Genomic DNA, 23,715 nt, shown 5'->3' on the forward strand with positions numbered 1-23,715 from the left:
AATGATATGTTTTTTAAATTTAAAAAAGCACAAGATCAAAATGATAGCTTAGATGAAAATGCAAGGATAAAAATTCTTGGAACTGGTTGCAAAAAGTGTAATGAATTAGAATCAAATACGCTTTTAGCATTAAAAGAACTTGATATGGATGAAAAAGTAGGGCATATCAAAGATTTAGTTAAGATAGTTGGATATGGAGTTATGAGCACTCCAGCTCTTTTGATAGATGAAAAAGTGTTAAGTTATGGTAGAGTTTTAAGTGTAAAAGAGATAGTAAATTTAATAAAAGAAAATTTTAATTTATCTTTATAATGTATAATCCTAAAGAAAGGATAAGATATGAATAATTTTATACTACATACTCCAACTAAGATAGTTTTTGGTAAAGATGAGGTTAAAAGACTTTCATCACTTCTTCCAAAAGATAAAAAGATTTTACTTCTCTATGGCGGTGGAAGCATTAAGAAAAATGGCGTTTATGATGATGTTATAAATGCAATGGATGGTTTAAATTTTGTAGAATTTGGTGGAATAGAGGCAAATCCAGATTTTGATACATGTGTAAAAGCAAGAAATTTTGCTAGGCAAAATGGCGTGGAGTTTTTATTATCTGTTGGCGGAGGAAGTGTTTTAGACGCTACTAAGTTTATATCGCTTATATTTTATGAAAACGGCGATGAATGGGAAGTATTAGAGGGTAAAAAATGTGCTAGTAATGCACTTCCGCTAGCAAGCGTTATGACGCTTCCTGCAACCGGATCTGAGATGAATAATGGTGGTGTTATATCAAGAAGAAGCACTCAAGATAAACTCTCTTTTAAAAGTCGTCTTGTTTTTCCTAAATTTTCTATAATTGATCCAAGTTATACCGCAAGTTTGCCACTTAGACAAATTCAAAATGGCATAGTGGATACATTTGTTCATACTTTGGAACAATACGCTACTTGGGATATAAACACTCCTATGCAAGATTTGTGGGCTATAGGCATTTTAAGAACTTTGCTTGAAGAAGGACCTAAGGCTATATCAGATCCAAGCGATTATGATGTTATGTCAAATATTTGTTGGTGTGCAACATGTGGATTAAATGGTTGGATAGGGGCTGGAGTTATTCAAGACTGGGCTGTGCATATGATAGGACATGAACTTACTGCATTTTATGGCATAGATCACGCTCAAAGTTTGGCTGTGGTTTTACCAAGTAGATACAGACTTCATTTGAAAAATAAAAAAGAAAAACTTTATAAACTTGGTGTAGAGGTATTTAAACTAGAAGGAAATAAAGATCAAATCGCATCAAATTGCATAAATAAGATAGAGGAATTTTTCAATTCACTTGGAGTAAAAACTCATCTTAGTGATTATGGTATAGATGAAAAAGAAGCATCTATTAAAATTGCTGAGAGATTTATACAAAGAAATAAAATTTGGGGAGAGCATAGTGAAGTCACCCCAGAAGTAGTTAGAGTTATTTTGATTAACGCAAAATAGGATATGTTTGTATTAAAATACATAAAATATTATGTATTTTAATACGCTTTAAATTTAGTAAATATTCTCTGATTGTAGTTTTTCAGCCATTATTTCAGCTTCTTTTAAAAGCTCTTTTGCACCTTTTTCTATAAATTTAGTAGCTAATTCTTTACCTATAGTTTTGTATTTATCTTTATTAACAATCAAAGTTTCTTTTAAAAACTTGCTTCCATCAGGCAATCCCAAAACAGCCCTTATTTTTACATCATCACCTTTTAAATTTGCATTTATACCTATTGGAACTTGACAGCCACCGTTTAACATAGTAACAAAATCGCGTTCTATAGTTGTTTCTATGTGAGATTTTTCATCATTTATAAAGCTAATTATGTCTAAGATATCATTAGAGTTTTTAGCCTCTATTCCTAGGGCACCTTGTCCCATAGCAGGCACCATTTCATCAAGTTCAAATGGTGTAACAAATTTTATTTCTTTGTTAAGATTAAGTCGTTTTATACCAGCAACGGCTAGTATGATTGCATCAAAACGGCCTTCTTTTAGCTTTTTTAAGCGGGTATTTACATTGCCTCTAAGTGAGATTATATTTAAATCAGGGCGAATCATAAGAAGTTGCATTCTTCTTCTAAGGCTTGTTGTTCCAACTCTAGAGCCTTTTGGCAGTTCTTGTAAATTTTTGAAATTTTCGCTAACAAAAGCATCTCTAACATCTTCTCTTTTGCTAATTGCACCAAGTAAAAGACCATCTGGAAAAACAATGGGAACATCTTTTAAACTATGCACAGCTATATGACTTTCGCCTCTAATCATGCTTTCTTCTAGCTCTTTTGTAAAAAGTCCTTTGCCGCCAATTTTTGCAAGAGGGGAATCTAATATAACATCGCCTTTTGTTTTCATACTTAAAAGTTCAACTTCCATGCCATGAGTTTTTTTAATCTCACTTTGTATAAACTCGCTTTGCCACATTGCTAAGGCACTTCCTCTTGTTGCTATGATTAATTTTTTCATTTTTTATCCTCATCTATCACTTCAACATCTATGATATCTTCGTTTGTATTATCTTTTTTAAAATTATAATTTTTATCAATCTTTTTATTTGCAAAAACTGAAAATATTATAACGCATAAACCAACTATATCGCACATTAACCCAGGCAACATTAATAAAAATCCGCCAATGCTTATACCAAAATTGCTTATCATTTGCATAGGAGAGCTTAAATTTGCCATATTTATAAATCCAAATTTAAACATAAGCATTAAGCCAATGACTGCACTTATTATAATTTCTAGTAAGAATTTCAAAAATCCATATTCATCTATAAATGCATAAATTATAAAAATTTCGATAAAAATATAAATAAAAGCTAATGTTTTTTGCATAATATCTCTTTTAATTTGTCTAAAATTTCATCTTTTTTGATTATAGTTTTATTGAGTGTTTTTCTCTCTATTAGCTCTACATTGCCTTCATTTAAGCTTTTGCCTATGAGTAGGGCATATGGAAATCCCATAAGTTCAAATTCACTCATTTTAACGCCAAATCTTTCGTTTCTATCATCAAGAAGTGTTTGTATGCCTAGGCTTTTGCAGTTTTTATAAATTTGGTTTGCAAAATCTACTTGAGAGTTATCTTTTAAATTTGATATGATTATCTCTAGTTTAAAAGGAGAAGTTTGCTCGTTCCAAATACAACCTTTTTCATCATGATTTGCTTCTATTATAACGGCTACTAAACGACTTACGCCTATGCCATAACACCCCATATAAAAAGGCTGTGCTTTTCCGTTTATATCTAAAAAGGTTGCATTCATTGCACTTGAGTATTTATCTCCAAGTTGAAAAATGTGTCCAACTTCTATACCTTTTGTGATGTGTAATTTGCCTCCGCAATGAGGACATATATCTCCTTGTTTTACAGCTATTAGGTCTTTGAATCTATCGTCATTAAAATTTACAATATTTAAACCAATTATATGATAGTCTTTTTCGTTAGCACCGCAAATCATTTGTTTTGCATTTTTTAGTTCACTATCTATGTAAAAATCTACATTTTTTAAACCAACTGGACCACAAAATCCAGGAACCAATCCCGCTTTTAAAATATCTTCCTCACTAGCATCAACGAGTTCTATTGCGTTACAAGCGTTTTGTGCTTTCTTTTCTTGAACTTCATCACATCCTCTTACAAATAAAACCACTATTTTGCTATCGTTTTCGTAAATAGCTTTTTTTATCACGGCTTTTATCGTAAAAAATTTATCAACTTTAAAGAAATTTGCTATTTCATCTATTGTTTTTAAATTTGGGGTATAAAATTTACTCATTTGTGCTTCTGGCATGTCTGCTGTTGTTTTCAATGGTTTTCTTTTTGCGGCTTCTATGTTTGCTGCGTATTTGCAATTATCGCAAACCAAAATATCATCTTCGCCGTTATCTGCTAAAACCATAAATTCTTTACTTCCGCTTCCACCAATTGCACCGCTATCTGCATCAACTGCTCTGTAATTTAATCCAAGTCTAGTAAAGATATTTGAGTATGTTTTTTCCATAAGATCAAACTCTCGTTTCATATCTTCTTTTGAGACATGAAAACTATAACTATCAGTCATTATAAATTCCCTGCCTCTTAGTAGTCCAAATCTAGGTCTTGCCTCATCTCTAAATTTTGTATTTATTTGATAAAGATGGAGTGGAAGTTGTTTGTAGCTTGTAATGTTATTTTTTACAATATTTACAACACTTTCTTCGTTTGTTGGGCTTAGAACAAATTCGTTTTCTTTTCTATCTTTAAATCTTAAAAGTTCTTTGCCATAATAACTATATCTACCGCTTTGCTTCCAAAGTTCGGCTGGTGTAACCATGCTCATAGTTATTTCTAAGGCTCCAGCTTCATCCATCTCTTCTTTTATAATATTTTTGATGTTATTTATTACCATTTGAGCAAGTGGCAAAAAGTTATAAAGCCCACTTCCAATTTGTCCTATAAATCCAGCTCTTAATAAAAATATATGGCTAGGAAGAGTTGCATCTTTTGGCGCTTCTTTTGTAGTAGGTGCGTAGAGTTTGCTAAATTTCACTATCTTTCTCCCATTCGTATTCGCATTTGTAAAAATTAAATTCTTTAAATTTATCTTGTATATCAAATATGTATTGAACTGATCTAATTATAGCATCAGCTTCTACCTTGTTTCCCAAATCTTTTAAATTTACACTAGGTGTATGTAAAAAAGCCTTAAAAACTTGGTGAACTAGCTTTCTTGCTTCTTCCTTATCTGAATTTTTTAAGTAGCCTTTTTTGATAGCTTTTTGTATCTCATTTTCTGCTACTTCTCTTGCTTTAAATCTTAAAGCTTTAATTATAGGAGTTGATGCCAAACTTTGTATCCATTTAAAAAACTCATTTGTCATATCTCCTACTAAGGCGTATGCAATTTGTGCTTGTTCTTCTCTTATGGTTGTGTTTTTTTTGACAATCTCATCTAAATCATCAACAGCAAAAATATGAATTTTATCAGTTGGAGTTATATCAATATCTCTTGGAACAGCTATGTCAAAAAAGTATCTATCAAAATCCTTATTTTCTAGCATATCGTCTGTTATTACGGGATTTGAAGACCCTGTTGCACTAAATATAATTTTGTTTTTATTTATGTATTGTGCTAGTTTTGAGATAGAATCATATGACGCATTTATACCAAGTTCATCTGCTAAATCTTTTGCATTTTCTAAACTTCTATTTATTATAGTAACTTTAGCTCCGCTTGCTACTAGATGTTTGCCAGCAAGCCTACTCATTTCGCCAGCACCGACAATCAAAGCTTCTATATTTTCAATTGAACCAAAAATTTCTTTGGCTTTTGCTACAGCCACGCTTGAAACAGATATATGATTTTTAGATATATCAGTTGAGTTTCTTATACTTGCTGCACATTTAAAAGCATAGTGCATAGCTCTACTTATGTTTAGTTTTGCAAAACCATTTTCATATGCAAAAATAAAGGCATCTTTAAGTTGCCCAACTATTTGTGTTTCGCCTATGACTAAACTATCAAGTGAGCTTGCAACTGAAAAAAGATGATGTATTGCCCCTTCATCTTCATAAATATCGGCTCTGGTTGTAAGCTCTTCTAAATCAATACCGCTTGATTGATGAAGTTGTGAGAGTATAAGATCTTCTGCTTCTTTATGTTCTAAGCTTCTGGTAAAAATCTCAACTCTGTTACAGGTACTTAGCACCATAGCTTCGCTTATATATTTGCTAGAACAGATGTTTTGTAGAAATTTTCTTTTATTTTCATTATCTGAAAAAGAAAGTTTTTCACGAACACAAATATCTGTATTTTTGTGCGTGAAACTAATACTCATATAATGCATTAAAATGTCCTATCTATCATACTTTTTACTATATTTTCAAGATCTTCTATATTGTATTTTTTAACCGAATTTATAGCATCATTTCCATAATTTTTTGCTACATTTAAACATTTTTTTATAATGTTAAATTTAGCCAAATTTTCTTTTATCCAGCTTTGTTCTTCATCTTTTAAATCTTTTTTAAATAAAGAAATAAGATATTTTTTATCTTTATTGTTGAGTTTTTCATAAAGATATATGTAAGGAAGTGTGGTTTTTCCTTCTTTATAGTCATTTAAAGCAGGTTTTCCAAGTGTTTTTGAATCTTGTGTTACATCTAGTATATCATCAATAATTTGAAAAGCAATACCTAAATTTTTGCCATATTTTGCGAAATCATCTATATCAAATTTTCCTAGATATGCCCCGCATTTAGCTGTTGCTTCTATTAAAACTGCAGTTTTATAATAAATCATTTTTAGATATTTTTGTTCGCTTTGATTAAATTCTTCTCCCATAGATACATCCATTATCTCGCCTATACTAAGCAAGCTAACGGCGTTTGATATATTTTGAGATATAAAATTATCAAATTTGCTAAGTTCAAAATATCCTTTTGAATATAAAATATCTCCAAGCATTATCGCATTTTTAGCACCATAAATTGCATTTATACTAGCTTTTCCACGCCTTGTATAGCTTTCGTCTATTACATCATCGTGCAAAAGGCTAGCTGCGTGAATTAGTTCTATGATAGCACATAACTTTAATGAATTTTCATTTTCTGTGGCTATTTTTAAAAGAAGTTTTGATCTTAGTTTTTTGCCTGAGTTTATGTTTGCAAACATTTCATTTAATGGCTCATAATCAAGCTCTTTTATCATATTTGTAATTATGGTATCTATTTTATCCATTTTTATCCTTGATTATTTGTATTGTTTGGTTTTTTTGGATCAATAAATTTTACCTCAACTCTATTTGCTTCGTCTTTGATATATACCATAAAAGTAGCTATACCTTTTTCATATTTTAAGAAAGCAAGATAAAGCCTAACTTCATCTTTGGGAAAGTTTTCTTTTGGCTCAAATAGCAACTGGTCGTATTCTTTTAATCCATTTCTTAATGAAACACTCATATGTCTTGGGTATTTTCTCCACCAACTATGAACTATCATATTTGTAGCATCATAAAGCGTCCATCTAAAGTTAAAATACTCTATCTCTCTTTGCTTATCCTCGCTATTTAATCTTACTGCAACTCTAGCCATCTGGTCTTTTTTTAACTCAAATTTATATTCATAAGCAAATTCTAAAGAAGCACAAAAAAGATTGACATAAAATATGATTAAGATACAAAAAATTTTAAACAATTTTATATGCTTTTTGTTAAAATTTCACTACTTAGATGCATATACATATTTTGTAACTTTTCATCTAAAATTTTAGCATTTTCATATTCAAAAAGATCAACTTGTTTTAGATCAATTCCATTTTGTTCTAGTAAATGCTCCATAGCTATGTATTTTTTAAGTAAATTTTGTATTTCATCTTCGACACTATTTCGTGTTGCATGAAATAAAATATCAAAAAACTTTTCTCTTAAATCTCCGCAAAAAAGATCATTTTCATTCATTTTTTACCTTAACTAAAACATTAAACCTAGATTATATCACAATAATGTTTTATTAAAAATTAGTTTAAATTACACAATTATATAATTTATATATCTTCTATAAATTTTATCAGCTCATTAGAATTCTTAGCATTTTTAAATTTAGTGCTATTTTCTCCAAATCCCCATGAAACATTTATATAAGGCATATTTGCATTTATCGCAGCCATTTCATCTTTTATGCTATCTCCTATAAAAACTGCTGTATTATTTAAACCTTTTTCTTTGGCTAAATTTAACATAGTTGGATCTGGTTTTTTGGGTGTATTTTTACTAAAACCTATGATAAAATTAAATTTATCATATATTTTATTTTTTTCTAAAATTGCTTTTAAACTATCTTGTGGAGCGTTACTTGCAAGGACTACGAAATATTTCTTGGATATACAAAAATCAAGTATTTCATCAACACATTCATATTTTTTAGCATAAATATTGTAGTTTTTGTCAAAATCTTTTTGAAAATCTTGCATCATTTTATTTGTTGGATTTTCTAAATTAAAAAACTCTTTTGTCATATTTTTATCTAGTGAGTTAATTGTTTTTAAAATAAATTCTTTTTGTAAATCGGTTTTTAGTCCGATATTTCGTCTTGTTTGATTTATAGTAACACAGATAGCTTCTGAGCTATCTATAATTGTTCCATCCATATCAAATATAATTGTTTTAGTATTCATACTCATTAAAGCTCTTTTTGTGTTTTTCTTTTTTATATTTTAGATTTTTTATCTTTTCTAGTTGATTAAATGATTTTAAAAGCTCATCTTTATTTGTGCTACTTAAAGATAAATTTACAAACTCAACCAATCCTTTTGTATAGGATTGATCAAGATACACGGGCTCGACTTTCTTTAAAATTTCAAAACTTTTTTCAACTCTTTGTTTAAATAAATTTTCATCAAAATCATCTCTTTTTATTATTCCAACGATTGATTTTACAAATTTTTCAAGAGATCTTATGTATTTTACTCTTTTAAATTTATCTGTTTGTTCCAAGTTATTTTTTCTCTTTTAAATTTTCATATTGAACGCAAGCTATTTCGTCTTTTAAATCGCAAGCTTTTTTATAATACTTCATAGCCATATTTATATCATTTTTAAAGCCTTTTGCATTATGGTAAAGCGTAGCGATACTAAAACATCCCATAGCGTTACCTTTATCACAAGATTTTATAAATAAATCTTTTGCTTTATCATAATCTTTTTGTGATGCATACATTGTCCCAAGGTAATTGCAACTTTTTAGATATTCGTTTTTACAAGCTTTTTCATACAAAGAGATAGCTTTTTTAGTATCTTTTTGAACGCCAAAACCGCCTTCATACATTACTCCAAGCTCAGCACAACCTCTAGCATAACCACCTTCGCAAGCTTTTGTAAATAGTTCTATGGCTTTTTTATCATCACCATTTATTTCTAAACCCTCACTATATAAAAATCCAAGATCGCTACAAGCTTCTAAATCGTTATTATCGCATTTTGTTTGTAACTCATTTGCCTTATTATTAGCAGCTGATAACATAATAGCAAAAGCTGATAGTAAAAAAACTATTTTTTTCATAAAACTCCCTTTTTAAATTTTTAACTATAAGGATAACAAAATAGCTTTTAATATAAAATAAATGCTACGCTATAAATCCATAATCTTTAAGTATTTTTGTATAAAAATCTTCATCTTTACAAACTATCAAAAGCAAGTCATTTGCTTTAAAAAGATAAGATCCTGTAACTTTTATGTATTTTCCATCTCTTACAGAAAGAACTACATAGAAATTTTCTGGTAATTCCAGCTCGGCTAGGTTTTTTCCAATTATTTTAGAATCTTCTTCTATTGAAAATTGCCTAATAGATTGATAAAAAATTTGATTTTTAATGGAAGGTTCTTTTATTTCTTCTTTTTTATTTTCTTCTAATCTTACGCCAAGTATTGTAGCAGCTTTTGATATTGTAGAACCTTGTATTAAAACAGAAATGAAGACTATAACAAAAACTATGTTAAACATATCCTCTGCATGATTTATGTTTGCACTAAGAGGATAGGTGGATAATATAACAGGAACAACGCCCCTAAGCCCAACCCAAGATATAAATGTTTTTTCTTTTATGCTAAATTTAGTAAAGATAGTGCCTATAAACACGCTGATTGGTCTTGCAACAAAAGTGAGAAAAAGAGCTATAAGTGCTGCCATAAGAGTAACGCTTGGTAGAGAGCTTGGAAAAACTAACAATCCAAGAGTTAAAAATACAAAAATTTGCATTATCCAAGCTACTCCATCAAAAAAACCAACTAAATTCTTTTTGTATACATATTCTCGTCTATTTGCAAAAATTCCCATAACATATACAGCTATATAACCATTTCCGCCTATTTTTGTAGTAATTCCAAAAACCAAACAAACAAATCCAAGAACTAAAATAGGGTAAAACCCCCATGAACTAAGTTGAATTTTGTTTAAAATACTTGGCAAAGAGCATCCGCAAGCATATCCGACAATTCCGCCTATAAAAAATTGCATAGCAAGTTCTATGACTATATTTCCAGCAGTTGGTGTTTGTGATGCACTTATAATACCAATTATGGTCATAGTTAAAAATATTGCCATTGGATCATTGCTTCCGCTTTCAAATTCTAAAAGCTCACCAAGATTGTTTTTTAGTTTTATACCTCTTGATCTAAGTATCGCAAATACTGCGGCTGCGTCAGTTGAGCTTATAATGGCGCCAAGTAAAAAGCTTTCAAGCAAACTCCAACCTAAAAGAAGATAAATAAATAATCCTAATACAATAGCAGTTATAACAACTCCAAGAGTTGCTAGAACTATGGAAACTTTAAGTATTGGGGCAACAGATTTTATATTTGTATCAAAGCCACCTGCAAATAGTATAAAAATAAGAGCTAAATTTCCAACTAAAGCTGCAAATTTAGTATCATCAAAAGGAAGACCTAATATACCGTCGCTTCCAGCTAACATTCCAACACATAAAAATACTATAAGAGCAGGAATTCCATACCTATCTGAAATTTTGCTAAAAAATATACTAGCTAAAAAAAGTACACCGATTATGATTAGGTTTTCTTCCAAAATTATGCCTTAAATTTAGTCATTATCTTTGTAAAATATTATATCAAAATTATTTTTTGCCTTTACTAAAGATTTTTTATTAGATGTCTTATTTATATTATTTAATCTTTCTAACTCTTCATTTAAATTATCTAAAGCTCTTTCCATCTCTTCCATCTGTTTTTTTAGCCTTAAAACAACATCAACGCCTGCTAAATTTATCCCCATATCTCTTGTTAATCTAAGAATTGTTTTAATTTGATCTATATCTCTTTCTGAATAAAGTCGCATCTTGCCATCAGTTCTGTTTGGACAAACAAGTCCTTCTTTCTCGTATTGTCTTAAAGTTTGTGGATGGATATTTAAAACTTTTGCAACTACGCTTATTAAATATACTGGTTCGTCATAATGTGTATTCATATTTTGCCTTTATTGTGGTAATTTTTCTTTCATAAGTTCTACTAGATTATCATCTAAATTTGAAATATCTGGTAAAACAACATTTACTTTTAGATACAAATCTCCATAAATGCCACTTTTTCTATTTTGCACCCCATATCCTTTTAATCTTATTTTTTGATTAGGTTTTGTGTTTGGAGATATTTTTATACTAACTGGTTTTTTGTATGTTTGAATATCTACTTTATTTCCAAAAAGTGCAGTTTTTAGAGATATATTTAACTCTTTTGTTAAATCATCCCCATTTCTTTCATACTCGCTACTAGATTCTACAGCAACATTTAGTATAAGATCTCCTCTTTGACCACCTATGCTTCTACCTTTTCCTTTTACCCTGAGTTTTTCTCCGCTATTTATGCCAGCAGGAATGCGAATTTTAATGCTTTCGCCACCTATATTTATCTGTTTTTCTCCACCCATTACAGCTACATCAAATGGTATTTTTATTTTAGCTTGAGTGTCCAAATCAGCCCCAAATCCATCATAAGAACTAAAAGAGCTAAAGCTATTTCCTCCAAATCCACTAGAACTTCTTGAGCCAAAGGCACCACCAAATATATTTCTTAAAATTTCATCTAAATTTCCCAAATCCTGATTTTGTGTAAAATCATGGAAACTTTGTCCACCAAACATAGAATCCCCATGCATGTCGTATTGTTTTCTTTTTGATTCATCACTTAAAATTTCGTAAGCTGCATTGATTTCTTTAAATTTGTCTTCGGATTTAGGATCTTTATTTATATCTGGATGATATTTTCTGGCAAGTCTTCTATATGCTTTTTTTATCTCTTCATTAGATGCTGATTTATCTACACCTAGTGTTTCATATAAACTATTACTCAATTTTAAATCCTTTTATGTATTTTTCTTAATATATATTATATCATAAAGCTTTAGTCTATGTCAATCAAGTATTATAGATTAAAAAGTGAAATTTCATTTACAATCAACATATTAAACATTAACTTTTATAAAATATAATTTTAAAAAATAAAATTAAAGATAAGGAAAGAAATAAATGAAAAAAACTATTTTTTTATCACTTGTGACTGCTTGTATTTTAAATGCAGGAAGTATAAAATTTAATGAAGCTTCCACATCTCCAGATAGAGTTGAGCCAGGCTATAATCCAAATGCTATACTTTCATATCATGATTCCATAAAAGATGTTAAACAATCAGTTGTAAATATCTCTACTAAAAAAACTATAAAAGATAATGGAAATATGCCGTTTTCCCATATGTTTAATGACCCATTTTTAAAGGAATTTTTTGGATTTAATTTTGGTATCCCGCAAGATAGAAATAGAAGCACCTCTTCTTTGGGAAGCGGGGTTATAATTTCAAGTGATGGATATATAGTTACAAATAATCATGTAATTTCTGATGCTGATGAGATAGTAGTAACAACAATGTATGGAAATAATGAGTATAAAGCAAAAGTTATAGGTGCTGATACTAAAACTGATCTTGCTGTTATTAAAATAGAAGCAAAAGATTTAAAAGCCATATCTTTTGCTGATTCATCTTATCTAATGGAAGGCGATGTTGTATTTGCTGTTGGAAATCCTTTTGGGGTTGGTGGAACTATTACTCAAGGAATAGTTTCTGCTTTAAATAAAAATAATATTGGCTTAAATCAATACGAAAATTTTATACAAACAGATGCTTCTATAAATCCTGGTAATTCTGGCGGAGCTTTAGTTGATAGTAGGGGTGCTTTGGTTGGTATAAACTCAGCAATACTTAGTAGAAATGGCGATAATAATGGTATTGGATTTGCAATACCTTCAAATATGGTAAAAAATATCGCACAAAGACTTATTGTTGATGGAAAGATAGATCGTGGATACATAGGCATAATGATATCAAATTTAACAAGTGATCAAAAAGAAGTATATAAAAATAAAGAAGGAGCCTTGATATCTAGCGTAGAAAAAGATATGCCTGGAGATAAAGCTGGATTAAAAAGAGGCGATTTGATAATAAAAGTAAATGATAAAGATATAAAAGATGCATCAACTCTTACAAATTTAATCGGCTCACTAGATCCAAATACAAAAATAGACATAAAATATGAAAGAATGGGCAAAGAATATACTACTAAACTAAAATTGGCAAATATGAATGACGCCTCTTCAAATTCTGGAACAAAAACAGGTTCAGTTTCAAATTATATAGTAGATGGGCTTAGTATTGTAAATTTAACAGATGAATATCGTGCTAAGTATCGTATCCCAAGTGATGCAAGTGGTGTTTTAGTAACTGATGTTAAATCTGGTTCTAAAGCTGAAAATTTAGGCTTTATGAGCGGGGATTTGATTATACAAGTTGGGGATAAAAATATTAAAAATATAGAAGATTTTAACTCTGTTATGAAAGAAAGCAATGGAGATAAAGTCCTTGTTTGGATAAATAGAAGAGGTGTATATAGAGGTCTTGTTATAAAATAGTTTTATTAAATACAAGATTTAGTTTATAAGTTTAAAACTAAATCTTGTATAAATTTATAAATAAACTACTTTACTTCTCTTTGAAAAAGAGATTTTATCGCATCATAAATTTTTATAGCTACTTTTGCATTGTTCATAGTATAAAGATGAATTCCATCAACTCCATAAGTTACTAAATCTACAATTTGATCTATCGCGTATGCAATTCCAGCATCAAACATAGCTTTTTTATCATCTTGATATTTATCTAAAATTCTAACAAATTTAGGCGGTATTTTTGCTCCACAAAGTGAGGTTATTTTCAAAATTTGACGCTTATTTGTAACAGGCATAATTCCAGCACAAATTTTCGCATTTATATTTGCTAAAGCGCAATTTTGTCTAAATTTATAAAAATCTTCATTATCGAAAAATAACTGCGTTAAAAGCGTGTCAACTCCAGCATCAACTTTAATTTTAAGATTTTTTATATCCTCTACAAAATCTTTTGAATTTTTATGTTTTTCTGGATAACAAGCGCCATATATCGTAAAATTTCCATTTTGCTTTATAAATTTAACTAAGTCACTTGCATATGAAAAATCTTCGCTTACTTTTTCATTTTCTACTTCATCGCCTCTTAGAGCCAAAATATCATTTAATCCACGCTTTTTACACTCTTGCAAAATTTGCAAAATTTCATCTTTATTTTTATGAATACAAGGTAAATGAACTATGCTTTTTGTATTGTATTTATCTTTTACAAGAGTTGCAATATCTAAAGTATTTGTTGAATTTTTAGAACCAGCTGCACCAAAAGTTACGCTTATAAAATCCGGATCTAAATCCTTTAATGCTTCTAATGTATTATAAATTTTTTCAACACTGTCGTTTTTACGAGGTGGAAAAATTTCAAAAGAGAGGGTCATATTACCCCCTAATTTGTTTTGTTGCACTTACCAAATTTTTAAGGCTAGCTACTACTTCTTTATAGCCTCTAGTTTTTAATCCACAATCTGGATTTATCCAAACTTTTTCTTTTGGTAATTTTTCTAATATTTTTATAATCACACTTTTTAACTCTTCTACACTAGGTACTCTTGGGCTATGTATATCATAAATACCAGGACCTACTTGAGTTTTAAAATTTACTTTTTTTAATGTATCAAGAAGTTCCAAATTTGATCTTGCTGCTTCAAATGATATTACATCTGCATCCATTGCGTCTATTTCTTTGATTATATCGCTAAATTCACTATAACACATATGTGTATGAATTTGAGTTGTAGGTTGCACACCACTATGCACTAGATTAAACGCAGGTATCGCCCAATCAAGATACTCGCTGTGCCAATCGCTTTTTCTAAGAGGTAGTTTTTCTCTTAATGCAGCTTCATCTATTTGGATAATTTTAATTCCTTCTTTTTCTAAATCCAAAACTTCATCTCTTATTGCTAATGCGATTTGAAGAGTGCTATCTTTTAGGCTAATATCTTCTCTTGGAAAAGACCAATTTAGTATCGTTACAGGTCCTGTTAGCATACCTTTGACATATTTTTTGCTTAAACTTTGAGCATATTTTGCCCATGAGACAGTTATTGGCTTAGTTCTGCTTATATCACCCCAAATAAGAGGTGGTTTAACACAACGAGTGCCATAGCTTTGCACCCAGCCATTTGTTGTAAATAAAAATCCATCTAAGCTTTGCCCGAAATACTCAACCATATCATTTCTTTCAGATTCGCCGTGAACTAACACATCAAGTCCAATTTCTTCTTGTAGTTCTATGCACTCTTTTATTTTTAATTGATGAAAGGTTAGATAATTTTGAGCTGAAATTTCTCCTTTTTTATATGCCAAACGGTTTGAGCGAATATCTGGTGTTTGGGGGAAAGAACCTATAGTGGTTGTAGGCAAGAGTGGTAAATTTAACGATTGTTTTTGTAATTTTTCTCTTTGTGAAAATTCTGGCAATCTTACAAAATCGCTATCTTTAAGATTTTTAATCCTGTTTTGAACACTTTGGTTTGTTTTGTTTGTTTCTTTTTGAAATAAATTTTTGTTTGATACAAAAGCAGTGTGTCTTGATATTTGATTTGAGTTGATAATATCTTTTAAATCTTTTAACTCTTGTAATTTTTCTATTGCAAATGAAAAATGCTCTAAATATTTTTCTTCTAAATTTGTTTCATTTTGCGTTGTATAAGGCACATGCAAAAGTGAACAAGATGTGTTTATAACGGCATTTTTTGCATATTTTTGTATCTCTTTTAGTAAATTTATAGTTTTTTCGTAGTTATTTTTATAAATATTTTTACCATTTACTACTCCTGCAAAGAGTGTAATATTGTCTGGAAAATTATACTTTTTTAATAACTCTAAATTTTTTTTACCCTCTATAAAATCAAGCCCTATAGCATCAAAATTTAAATTTATTAAATCAACATAAATATCTCTAACATCTCCAAAATATGTTTGTAGCAATATCTTTACAGAGTTTTTATTGTTTAAAATTTCTTCATAAAATTCTTTAAACAAAGATATATCTTCTTTATTTAAATCGCTGACTAAATATGGCTCATCGAATTGAACTAGTTTTACTCCAGATTTTTCTAAGTTGTTTAACAGCTCTATATAAGCCTTTTTAAGTTTGTCTTTTACTTTTAGCTTTATATCTTCATTTGTAAAATTTATAAGCTTATAAAATGTAAAAATACCGCTAATAGCAGGTTTTGTTTCAATTCCTAATTCTTTTGCTTCTTTGTATTGGCTTATAATTTTTGTATCATTTACAGATATGTTTGTATTATCGCATTCTGGAACCAAATAATGATAGTTTGTATTAAACCATTTTTTCATTGCAAGAGCTTTTTCATCTCCGTTTTTACCTTGATAGCCTCTTGCTTGTGCAAAATATTCATCTAGTTCATTGAGATTTAGTTTTTTATATTTATCGCTAACAACATTAAAAGTATTAGCACAATCAAGGATATTATCGTAAAATGAAAAATCATTTGAACTTATAAAGTCAATACCAGCATTTTTTTGACTTAACCAATGCGTTTTGCGTAAATTTTTAGCTAAGTCTAAAAGCTCTGTTTGACTAATTTCATCTTTAAAATATTTTTCAACACCAAATTTTAACTCTCTTTTTTCACCTATCCTAGGATAAGAAATCACAGAATTTTGCATATTATTCTCCCTTTAATGTAAATTTTTAAATAAATGTTATAGAAATTAAATTTTTAAATTATAGTTAAGCAGTTAAAACGCCAAGCGGCGCATTATGAAAAATATTTTGTAAGTATTTAGTATGTTTGAAAAATTATTCATTTTAAATCCTTTCTTTTAATTTTATGTTTTATGTAAAATCAAACTACGCATAAGCATAAATTTTCTCCTAAATTGTTTAAAATAAACTTTTTAATTATATATAAATTTATTTTAAATTCATATAAATCAATTTTTTTACACATTAAATTTTATCTATATTTTATAAATTTATGAAAATTTAAAGGAATTAAAAATAGGGCTTACTTAAAAAATAGTAAGCCATATTGGATTTTATTAAATACTTGGTCCAGCTTTTGCAAATTCAACTCCAGCTTTTACATCTTTGTATCTATTAAAGTTTTCTACAAACATTTTTGCTAGGTTTTTTCTGGTTTTTATAAACTCATTTTTATCTTTCCAGTTATTTATAGGATTTAATAGGGTTGTTTCAACGCCATTAAGCTCTTTTGGTATAGAAATATTAAAATCATCAAAGTTTTCAAACTCGCTTTTTTCTATATTGCCATCTAATATTGCATTAATGCAAGCTCTTGTTGCTTTTATGCTCATTCTTTTACCAACGCCATAAGCACCACCGCTCCAGCCTGTATTAACAAGATAAACTTTTACTCCGTATTTATCTATCTTTTCTCCAAGAAGTTTTGCATAAATAGTTGGATGAAGTGGTAAAAATGCCTCGCCAAAGCATGCGCTAAAAGTTGCCACTGGTTCAGTTATACCTCTTTCTGTTCCAGCAACTTTTGCGGTATATCCACTTAGAAAATAATACATCGCTTGTTCTTTTGTAAGTTTTGCAACAGGCGGTAAAACTCCAAATGCATCTGCTGTTAAGAAGATTATGTTTTTTGGATGTCCACCTTTTGAGTTTTCTTGTCTATTTTTAATATGTTCTATTGGGTAACTAACTCTTGTGTTTTCTGTTTTTGATCCGTCATTAAAATCAACATTACCGTTTTCATCTGCCACTACATTTTCAAGTAAAGCATTTCTTTTGATAGCATTATAAATTTCTGGTTCATTTTCTTTACTTAAATTTATGCATTTTGCATAACATCCGCCTTCAAAATTAAATATACCTTCATCATCCCAGCCATGTTCATCATCGCCTATTAAAGCTCTATTTGGATCTGTAGAAAGAGTTGTTTTTCCTGTTCCACTAAGTCCGAAAAATAGAGCAGTATCATTATTTTTTCCTATATTTGCAGAGCAGTGCATAGAAAGTTTTCCCTCTAATGGAAGCCAATAATTCATCATAGAAAAAATACCTTTTTTCATCTCTCCGCCATACCAAGTTCCACCTATTACAGCTACATTTTCCTCTATGTTAAAAATTACAAAAACTTCACTATTTAAGCCATCTTCTTTATAGTCTTCGTTTGAACATTTGCAAGCATTATAAACTACAAAATCAGGTTTGAAATTTTTCAACTCATTATCTTTTGGGCGTATAAACATATTCTTTACAAAATGTGCTTGCCAAGCAATTTCTGTTATAAATCTAACTCTTTTTTTGCTTGCATCGCTTACTCCACAATATGCATCTTGAACATAAATATTTTTATTCGAAAGCTGTTTTTTGGCTTTTTTAAGTAACTTATCAAATAAGTTTTTTGAAATTGGCTGGTTAATTTTTCCCCATGCTATGTATTTTTGAGATTCGTCTTGCTTTACAAAGTATTTGTCTTTGGGGCTTCTTCCTGTAAATATACCAGTATCAACCATAAAAGTACCATTACTGCTAACTTTTCCTTCATTGTTTTTGACTTCGTGTTCAAATAATTCTTCATAACTTAGATTATGATAAATCTCTTTTACATTATCAAGTCCAAGTTTTTTAATCTCATTCAACATTACATTCCTCCTAATTTTTGTTATTCTATTTAACTCTAGCTAAGAGTTGATCATTTTCTACTGTATCACTTGGCGATATTAGAATTTCATCTATAATACCATCTTTTGGTGAAGCTACTTCTATCTCCATTTTCATAGCTTCAAGTATAATTACTGTTTGTCCTGCTTTTACCTCATCTCCTTCTTTTAGTAAAATTTTAAAAACACTTCCTGGCACTGTTGCTAATATATCACCGCTAGTGTTTTGACTTTTGCTTTTTGTTTCAGTTTTAGTCTTATCTTCTACTTTAGAGATATTTTTTATTTTACCAAAATTATCAAAACCATCACTAATTTCCACATTGTATTTATTGCCATTTACACTGACACTATATTTACTAATTTCTGATGTATTTTTTGAAGAGCATTTCTTTTGCTGTGGTATATCAGAGTTTTTTCTAACCATAACTTTGCCTTCACCTTTTAAGAAAGCTATACCTTTTTCTTTGCAGGCTGCAACTATAAATAAATTTTCTTCTGTTACTTCAATGTTGTTTTCTTCAAGTATTTTTTGCGTATATTTTAAGCTTTTTGTCTCATCTGCATCTGCTATATCAATGGCATTTTGTGTTGTAAAATCTAGTCCTAGTTGTTGAGAGGCTAATTTTATAACATTCTCATCTGGTTTAACTGGGGTTTTTCCAAAGTATCCAAGCACCATTTTACCATAGCCTTCGGCCATTTTTTTCCATTTACCAAACATTACATTATTAAATGCTTGTTGAAAATAAAATTGGCTTACAGGCGTTACGCTAGTTCCATAGCCACCTTTTTCTACAACTTCTCTCATAGCCACTATAACTTGATGAAATTTGTCTAAAATATTATTATCTCTCATCATTTGAGTATTTGCTGTTAGTGCCCCACCTGGCATTGGTGAAAATGGTATTATAGGGCTAACTTTGGTTGCTTCAGGCGGTAAAAAATAATCTTTTAAACTATCTTTTAAAACTTCTTCATATTTTAGTATTTTCTCTATATCAAGTCCGCCCAAATCATAATTTTTTCCTTTAATAGCATGAAGCATTGTTAAAATATCTGGCTGACTTGTTCCCCCACTTACTGGACTTGCTGCTAAATCTATACCATCAACTCCAGCTTCAAGTGCTGCTAGGTAACAAGCAACACTAACTCCTGCGGTTTCGTGTGTATGAAGTCTAATGTGTGTATTTTCTGGAAGCAGTTTTCTAGCCATTTTGATTGTTTGATAAACTTTTTCTGGGCTACTTGTTCCACTAGCATCTTTAAAGCAGATACTTGTATAAGGTATGTTCGCATCTAAAATATCTCTTAAAACTTTTTCATAAAAAGCTGCGTCATGTGCACCAGTGCAGTTTGGTGGAAGATCCATCATAGTAACTACAACTTCGTGTTTTAAGCCATGAGCCATTATCCTTTCACCGCTATATTTTAAATTTTCAACATCGTTTAATGCGTCAAAATTTCTAATAGTTGTTGTTCCGTGCTTTGCAAAAAGCTTGGCATGAAGATCTACTATTTCTCTACTTCCTGTATCAAGTGTTACTGTATTTACACCGCGACTTAAAGTTTGTAAATTTGCCTCATCTCCTACAATTTCGCGGAATTTATCCATCATTTCAAAAGCATCTTCGTTTAGATAAAAATATAAACTTTGAAATCTAGCACCACCTCCAAACTCAAAGTGGGTAATCCCGGCATCTTTTGCCGCACTTAGAGCAGGAAAAAAATCCTTCATCAAAACTCTAGCACCAAAAACAGACTGAAAACCATCTCTAAAAGTAGTATCCATGACATCTATAAATTTTTTAGACATATTTCTTTGCCCTTTTGTGTATAATTTTTATGAAATACTAACATTTTTTATATTAAGTTAAAATTATCTATTATTTTTTATGTTTAAAATAGTAAAATTTCTTAAAATATTAGTTAAATTTGGCTACAATAATGCATAAATTTAAAAATTAAGGCTTTTTATGAGTGATGTTTGTGTTGTGATTTTAGCAGCCGGCTTTGGAACTAGAATGAAATCAAACAAGGCAAAAGTTCTTTTTGAGATTTCAGGAAAACCCATGATTTATCATGTAATACAACGCAGTTATGAGATAAGCAATGATATAAGCGTGATTTTAAATTATCAATTTGACGAGATAAAAGAGTTAGTTTTAAAAGAATTTCCAAATATAAAAATTTATCGACAAAATGTTGATGAATTTCCAGGAACCGCTGGTGCGCTTTTTGATGTAAAACTTGATAGAAAAAAAACACTTATTTTGTGTGGCGATATGCCTTTGATACAAAGCGATGATTTAAAAAAACTTATATCTGAGGATTGTGATATTGCACTTAGTACATTTGAGGCACAAGATCCTTTTGGTTATGGTAGAGTTATAAGTAAAAATGGTGAAATAGAGTGCATTGTAGAGCAAAAAGATGCTAGCGATGAACAAAAAATGGTAAAAGCGGTAAATGCTGGATGTTATTGTTTTAATACGCAAGTTTTAAAGCAAATTTTACCAAAAATTGATAATAAAAATGCACAAAATGAGTATTATTTAACAGATAGCATAAAAATAGCTAAAAATATGGGTTTAAAATGCGTTGCAGTAAATGTAGCAGAACGAAATTTTATGGGTATAAACGATAAATTTGCATTATCACAAGCCGAGAATATAATGCAAGATATGATAAAAGAAAAACTTATGAAAAATGGTGTTTATATGAGATTACCACAAACTATTTATATAGATAGTAGAGCTAAATTTGAAGGTGAATGCACTTTAGAAGAAAATGTAAGCATCATAGGAAAAAGTGTCATAAAAAATAGTATTATAAAAAGTTCATCGGTTATAGAAGATAGCATTGTTCAAAGCTCTGACATAGGACCTATGGCTCATCTTAGACCTGGAAATGATGTTAAAAATACACACATTGGAAATTTTGTAGAACTGAAAAAATCAAATTTAAATGGAGTTAAAGCAGGGCATTTAAGCTATCTTGGAGATTGCGATATAGATAGCGGCACAAATGTAGGGTGTGGAACTATAACTTGTAATTATGATGGCAAGGCAAAATATAAGACTAGCATAGGCAAAAATGTATTTATTGGAAGTGATACACAGCTTGTTGCGCCAGTTAGCGTAGAAGATAATGTTTTAATAGCTGCTGGCTCAACTGTAACTCAAAATGTAAAAAGTGGATGTCTTGTTATAAGCAGAGGAAGGCAGATAAATAAAGAAGGATTTTTTTATAAATTTTTTGGAAAAAAAGATGCTAAAAAATAAAAAAATACTACTTTGTGTTTGTGGTAGTGTTAGTTTTTATAAGTCTTATGAAATTTTATCTGCATTAAAAAAACTTGGGGCTGATGTTTATATAATGCTTAGTGATGGGGTTTTGAAGTTTGCAAATAGTGTTAGCTTTGAAGCACTTTGCAATCATAAAGTGCTTTGTTCTCATAGCCAGAATTGGGCTGATGGGCTTAGTCATATACAATATGCAAAAATGGATCTTGTTTTGATAGCCCCTGCTAGTGCAAATACTATAAATCGTCTTGCTAATGGCATAGGCGGATCTGTTTTTATGGATACATTAATCGCAGCAAGTAGCGTAAAAACAATAATAGCTCCTGCTGCAAACAATGCAATGCTAGAGCATTTTTCTACTAAAAAAAGTTTAGAAATTTTAAAAGAAAATGGCATTAAGATAATTGAGCCTGTTTGTAAAACGCTAGCTTGTGGAGATTATGGAAAAGGTGCATTGGCTGATATTGAGGATATAATTTATGCTGTAAAAAGAGCAATATTTGAAGATGAGTTTTTTAAAGATAAAAAAGTTGTTATAACAGGCGGCGCTACATATGAAAATATAGACGATGTTAGAGCTATTACAAATTTTTCAAGCGGAAAAATGTCAAAAGCTTTAAGCGATGCGTTTTATACGCTTGGCGCGAATGTTCATTTTATTAGTAGTGCTGGTTTTAAAGTGCCTTATAAATTTACTAAATTTAAAAATTCTTTTGAGTTAAAAACTATTTTAGATAGAGAAAATTTGCAAGATAAAGATATTTTGGTAATGGCTGCTGCTATTAGTGATTATGTGCCAAAACAAAAATTTAGTGGTAAGGTAAAAAAAGATGTTTTTGGAGATAAATTTAGTTTAGAGCTGATTAAAAATGATGATATTTTGTCAAATTTAAAAGTTTCTTGCAAAAAAATAGGTTTTAAAATGGAAGTAGATGAAAAAACTGCCAAACAAAATGCAAAAGATATGCTAAAAAATAAAAACTTAGACGCGGTTTGCTTGAATATTTTAAATGATAATGTAAAATTTGGCTCAGATTCTACACAAATTGAGTTTATAACACCCACAAATTCTACGCTTTTAAATTACGATACTAAAGAAAATATAGCTTTAAAAATTGCAAATTTGGTTAAAAATTTATGAGTTCTATAATCCTTAATAATTCACTACCATTAAATATAAAAGTATTAGAAAAAACCTCATATAATCGCTATTTGCTTAGATTTGGAAACAAAACATTAAGCACAAAAAGTATGAAAAATCTTAATGTTGGTGGTGAGTATTGGGGCGAGATTTCTCAAAATGGAAATTTAATATCAGTTAGTAACTTAATTGAAAAACCAAATATAGGCTATTTACTTGAAAACGGATCAGAGATTATAGAAAAAATAATTTATGAAAAAAGTTTAAATTCTTTTTATGAACTTTGCATAAATATGCTAATTAGTTCTAAAGATAAATCCCATTTTGATTTGTGGAGCGATATTTTTATGGCACTTAGTGAAAATATCATTCATATACCATTTGTTTATGAAGGTTATCCGCAACTTTTTCAGCTTAAAAAAAGTGGAAATGTAATGCAAATTTATCTTATATTTTTAAATTACGCACCACTTTTGTTTTTATATCAAAAACAAAAATTAATTAGCATAAAAACGCCATATTCTACCGTGGCTTCTTTACTCAAAAGTTTTTTTGATGTAGAGATAAAAATAGATTCAAATTTTAATATGCTTTGGAAAAAGAGCATAAATTTTGTTGATTTTAAAGGTTAAATTTA

Annotated in this window: 23 protein-coding genes; 6 read left to right on the forward strand and 17 right to left on the reverse strand. The window is 29.6% G+C overall.

The features are described from left to right. The first annotated feature begins 6 nt into the window (after positions 1-6). Both CSPB_RS03700 and CSPB_RS03705 read left to right on the forward strand, forming a co-directional pair. Positions 7-312 carry a thioredoxin family protein gene (locus tag CSPB_RS03700; RefSeq protein WP_089193190.1) on the forward strand — a complete coding sequence of 102 codons (306 nt, stop codon included), beginning with the start codon at positions 7-9 and terminating at the stop codon, positions 310-312. A gap of 27 nt (positions 313-339) precedes the next feature. Next, entirely contained in the window at positions 340-1,491 is a 1,152-nt protein-coding gene (locus CSPB_RS03705) for an iron-containing alcohol dehydrogenase (protein WP_089193191.1), read from the forward strand. Positions 1,492-1,545: 54 nt separating this feature from the next. Here CSPB_RS03705 and hemC read toward each other — a convergent pair whose 3' ends face one another. The 13 genes from hemC to CSPB_RS03770 all read right to left on the reverse strand — a co-directional run bounded on the left by hemC (position 1,546) and on the right by CSPB_RS03770 (position 11,881). Further along, positions 1,546-2,499, reverse strand: coding sequence for a hydroxymethylbilane synthase (gene hemC, locus CSPB_RS03710; RefSeq protein ID WP_089193192.1), 954 nt, complete (start codon positions 2,497-2,499; stop codon positions 1,546-1,548). Further along, positions 2,496-2,873 carry an FxsA family protein gene (locus CSPB_RS03715; RefSeq protein ID WP_089182382.1) on the reverse strand — a complete coding sequence of 126 codons (378 nt, stop codon included), beginning with the start codon at positions 2,871-2,873 and terminating at the stop codon, positions 2,496-2,498. Before CSPB_RS03715 ends, hemC begins: the two co-directional genes overlap by 4 nt. Then, positions 2,858-4,570 carry a proline--tRNA ligase gene (locus tag CSPB_RS03720; protein ID WP_089189294.1) on the reverse strand — a complete coding sequence of 571 codons (1,713 nt, stop codon included), beginning with the start codon at positions 4,568-4,570 and terminating at the stop codon, positions 2,858-2,860. The genes CSPB_RS03715 and CSPB_RS03720 overlap by 16 nt, the downstream gene beginning before the upstream one ends. Next, positions 4,560-5,867 (reverse strand): glutamyl-tRNA reductase, encoded by a 1,308-nt coding sequence (gene hemA, locus CSPB_RS03725; RefSeq protein ID WP_089193193.1) that lies wholly within the window; start codon positions 5,865-5,867, stop codon positions 4,560-4,562. The genes CSPB_RS03720 and hemA overlap by 11 nt, the downstream gene beginning before the upstream one ends. Further along, entirely contained in the window at positions 5,867-6,760 is an 894-nt protein-coding gene (locus CSPB_RS03730; protein WP_089193194.1) for a polyprenyl synthetase family protein, read from the reverse strand. The genes hemA and CSPB_RS03730 overlap by 1 nt, the downstream gene beginning before the upstream one ends. A 2-nt stretch (positions 6,761-6,762) precedes the next feature. Further along, positions 6,763-7,215 carry a hypothetical protein gene (locus CSPB_RS03735; RefSeq protein ID WP_089182386.1) on the reverse strand — a complete coding sequence of 151 codons (453 nt, stop codon included), beginning with the start codon at positions 7,213-7,215 and terminating at the stop codon, positions 6,763-6,765. Positions 7,216-7,217: 2 nt separating this feature from the next. After that, positions 7,218-7,478, reverse strand: coding sequence for a DUF2018 family protein (locus CSPB_RS03740; protein WP_089182387.1), 261 nt, complete (start codon positions 7,476-7,478; stop codon positions 7,218-7,220). An 86-nt stretch (positions 7,479-7,564) separates the two neighbouring features. Further along, positions 7,565-8,200 carry an HAD family hydrolase gene (locus CSPB_RS03745; protein WP_227484152.1) on the reverse strand — a complete coding sequence of 212 codons (636 nt, stop codon included), beginning with the start codon at positions 8,198-8,200 and terminating at the stop codon, positions 7,565-7,567. Next, on the reverse strand, positions 8,184-8,513 hold the full coding sequence (locus tag CSPB_RS03750; protein WP_089182388.1) for a hypothetical protein: 330 nt from the start codon (positions 8,511-8,513) through the stop codon (positions 8,184-8,186). The genes CSPB_RS03745 and CSPB_RS03750 overlap by 17 nt, the downstream gene beginning before the upstream one ends. 1 nt (position 8,514) lies before the next feature. After that, positions 8,515-9,078: a tetratricopeptide repeat protein gene (locus CSPB_RS03755; protein ID WP_089182389.1), complete on the reverse strand. Its 564-nt coding sequence runs from the start codon at positions 9,076-9,078 to the stop codon at positions 8,515-8,517. Positions 9,079-9,142: 64 nt separating this feature from the next. After that, the gene (locus tag CSPB_RS03760; RefSeq protein ID WP_089193195.1) at positions 9,143-10,600 is read right to left on the reverse strand and encodes a potassium/proton antiporter; all 1,458 of its coding nucleotides are present in this window, start codon (positions 10,598-10,600) and stop codon (positions 9,143-9,145) included. Positions 10,601-10,615: 15 nt separating this feature from the next. Further along, positions 10,616-10,999 (reverse strand): heat shock protein transcriptional repressor HspR, encoded by a 384-nt coding sequence (locus tag CSPB_RS03765; RefSeq protein WP_033915746.1) that lies wholly within the window; start codon positions 10,997-10,999, stop codon positions 10,616-10,618. A 9-nt stretch (positions 11,000-11,008) separates the two neighbouring features. After that, positions 11,009-11,881 (reverse strand): DnaJ C-terminal domain-containing protein, encoded by an 873-nt coding sequence (locus CSPB_RS03770; protein ID WP_089193196.1) that lies wholly within the window; start codon positions 11,879-11,881, stop codon positions 11,009-11,011. Between the two features lie 175 nt (positions 11,882-12,056). Between CSPB_RS03770 and CSPB_RS03775 the strand changes: the two genes are divergently transcribed. Beyond that, positions 12,057-13,490, forward strand: a complete 1,434-nt coding sequence (locus CSPB_RS03775; protein ID WP_089193197.1) for a Do family serine endopeptidase — start codon at positions 12,057-12,059, stop codon at positions 13,488-13,490. Between the two features lie 65 nt (positions 13,491-13,555). On the opposite strand, the gene metF is transcribed toward CSPB_RS03775, so the two are convergent. From metF to CSPB_RS03795, 4 genes are all read right to left on the reverse strand, one after another. Then, positions 13,556-14,398, reverse strand: a complete 843-nt coding sequence (gene metF / locus CSPB_RS03780; RefSeq protein ID WP_089193198.1) for a methylenetetrahydrofolate reductase [NAD(P)H] — start codon at positions 14,396-14,398, stop codon at positions 13,556-13,558. A 1-nt stretch (position 14,399) separates the two neighbouring features. Further along, complete coding sequence (gene metE, locus CSPB_RS03785; RefSeq protein ID WP_089193199.1) at positions 14,400-16,661, reverse strand: 5-methyltetrahydropteroyltriglutamate--homocysteine S-methyltransferase; 2,262 nt, start codon at positions 16,659-16,661, stop codon at positions 14,400-14,402. A 375-nt stretch (positions 16,662-17,036) separates the two neighbouring features. Then, positions 17,037-18,614 carry a phosphoenolpyruvate carboxykinase (ATP) gene (pckA, locus tag CSPB_RS03790; RefSeq protein WP_089193200.1) on the reverse strand — a complete coding sequence of 526 codons (1,578 nt, stop codon included), beginning with the start codon at positions 18,612-18,614 and terminating at the stop codon, positions 17,037-17,039. A gap of 25 nt (positions 18,615-18,639) precedes the next feature. Then, positions 18,640-20,448: a biotin/lipoyl-containing protein gene (locus CSPB_RS03795; protein WP_089193201.1), complete on the reverse strand. Its 1,809-nt coding sequence runs from the start codon at positions 20,446-20,448 to the stop codon at positions 18,640-18,642. A gap of 160 nt (positions 20,449-20,608) precedes the next feature. Between CSPB_RS03795 and glmU the strand changes: the two genes are divergently transcribed. Genes glmU through CSPB_RS03810 form a run of 3 tightly spaced genes read left to right on the forward strand, consistent with a single transcriptional unit; the run spans position 20,609 to position 23,710 of the window. Next, the gene (gene glmU / locus CSPB_RS03800) at positions 20,609-21,916 is read left to right on the forward strand and encodes a bifunctional UDP-N-acetylglucosamine diphosphorylase/glucosamine-1-phosphate N-acetyltransferase GlmU (RefSeq protein ID WP_089193202.1); all 1,308 of its coding nucleotides are present in this window, start codon (positions 20,609-20,611) and stop codon (positions 21,914-21,916) included. Next, positions 21,903-23,078, forward strand: coding sequence for a bifunctional phosphopantothenoylcysteine decarboxylase/phosphopantothenate--cysteine ligase CoaBC (gene coaBC / locus CSPB_RS03805; RefSeq protein WP_089193921.1), 1,176 nt, complete (start codon positions 21,903-21,905; stop codon positions 23,076-23,078). Before glmU ends, coaBC begins: the two co-directional genes overlap by 14 nt. After that, positions 23,075-23,710, forward strand: a complete 636-nt coding sequence (locus tag CSPB_RS03810; RefSeq protein ID WP_089193203.1) for a hypothetical protein — start codon at positions 23,075-23,077, stop codon at positions 23,708-23,710. Before coaBC ends, CSPB_RS03810 begins: the two co-directional genes overlap by 4 nt. The last annotated feature ends 5 nt before the right edge of the window (positions 23,711-23,715 follow it).

This window comes from Campylobacter sputorum, assembly GCF_002220775.1.
Taxonomy (GTDB): domain Bacteria; phylum Campylobacterota; class Campylobacteria; order Campylobacterales; family Campylobacteraceae; genus Campylobacter_F; species Campylobacter_F bovis.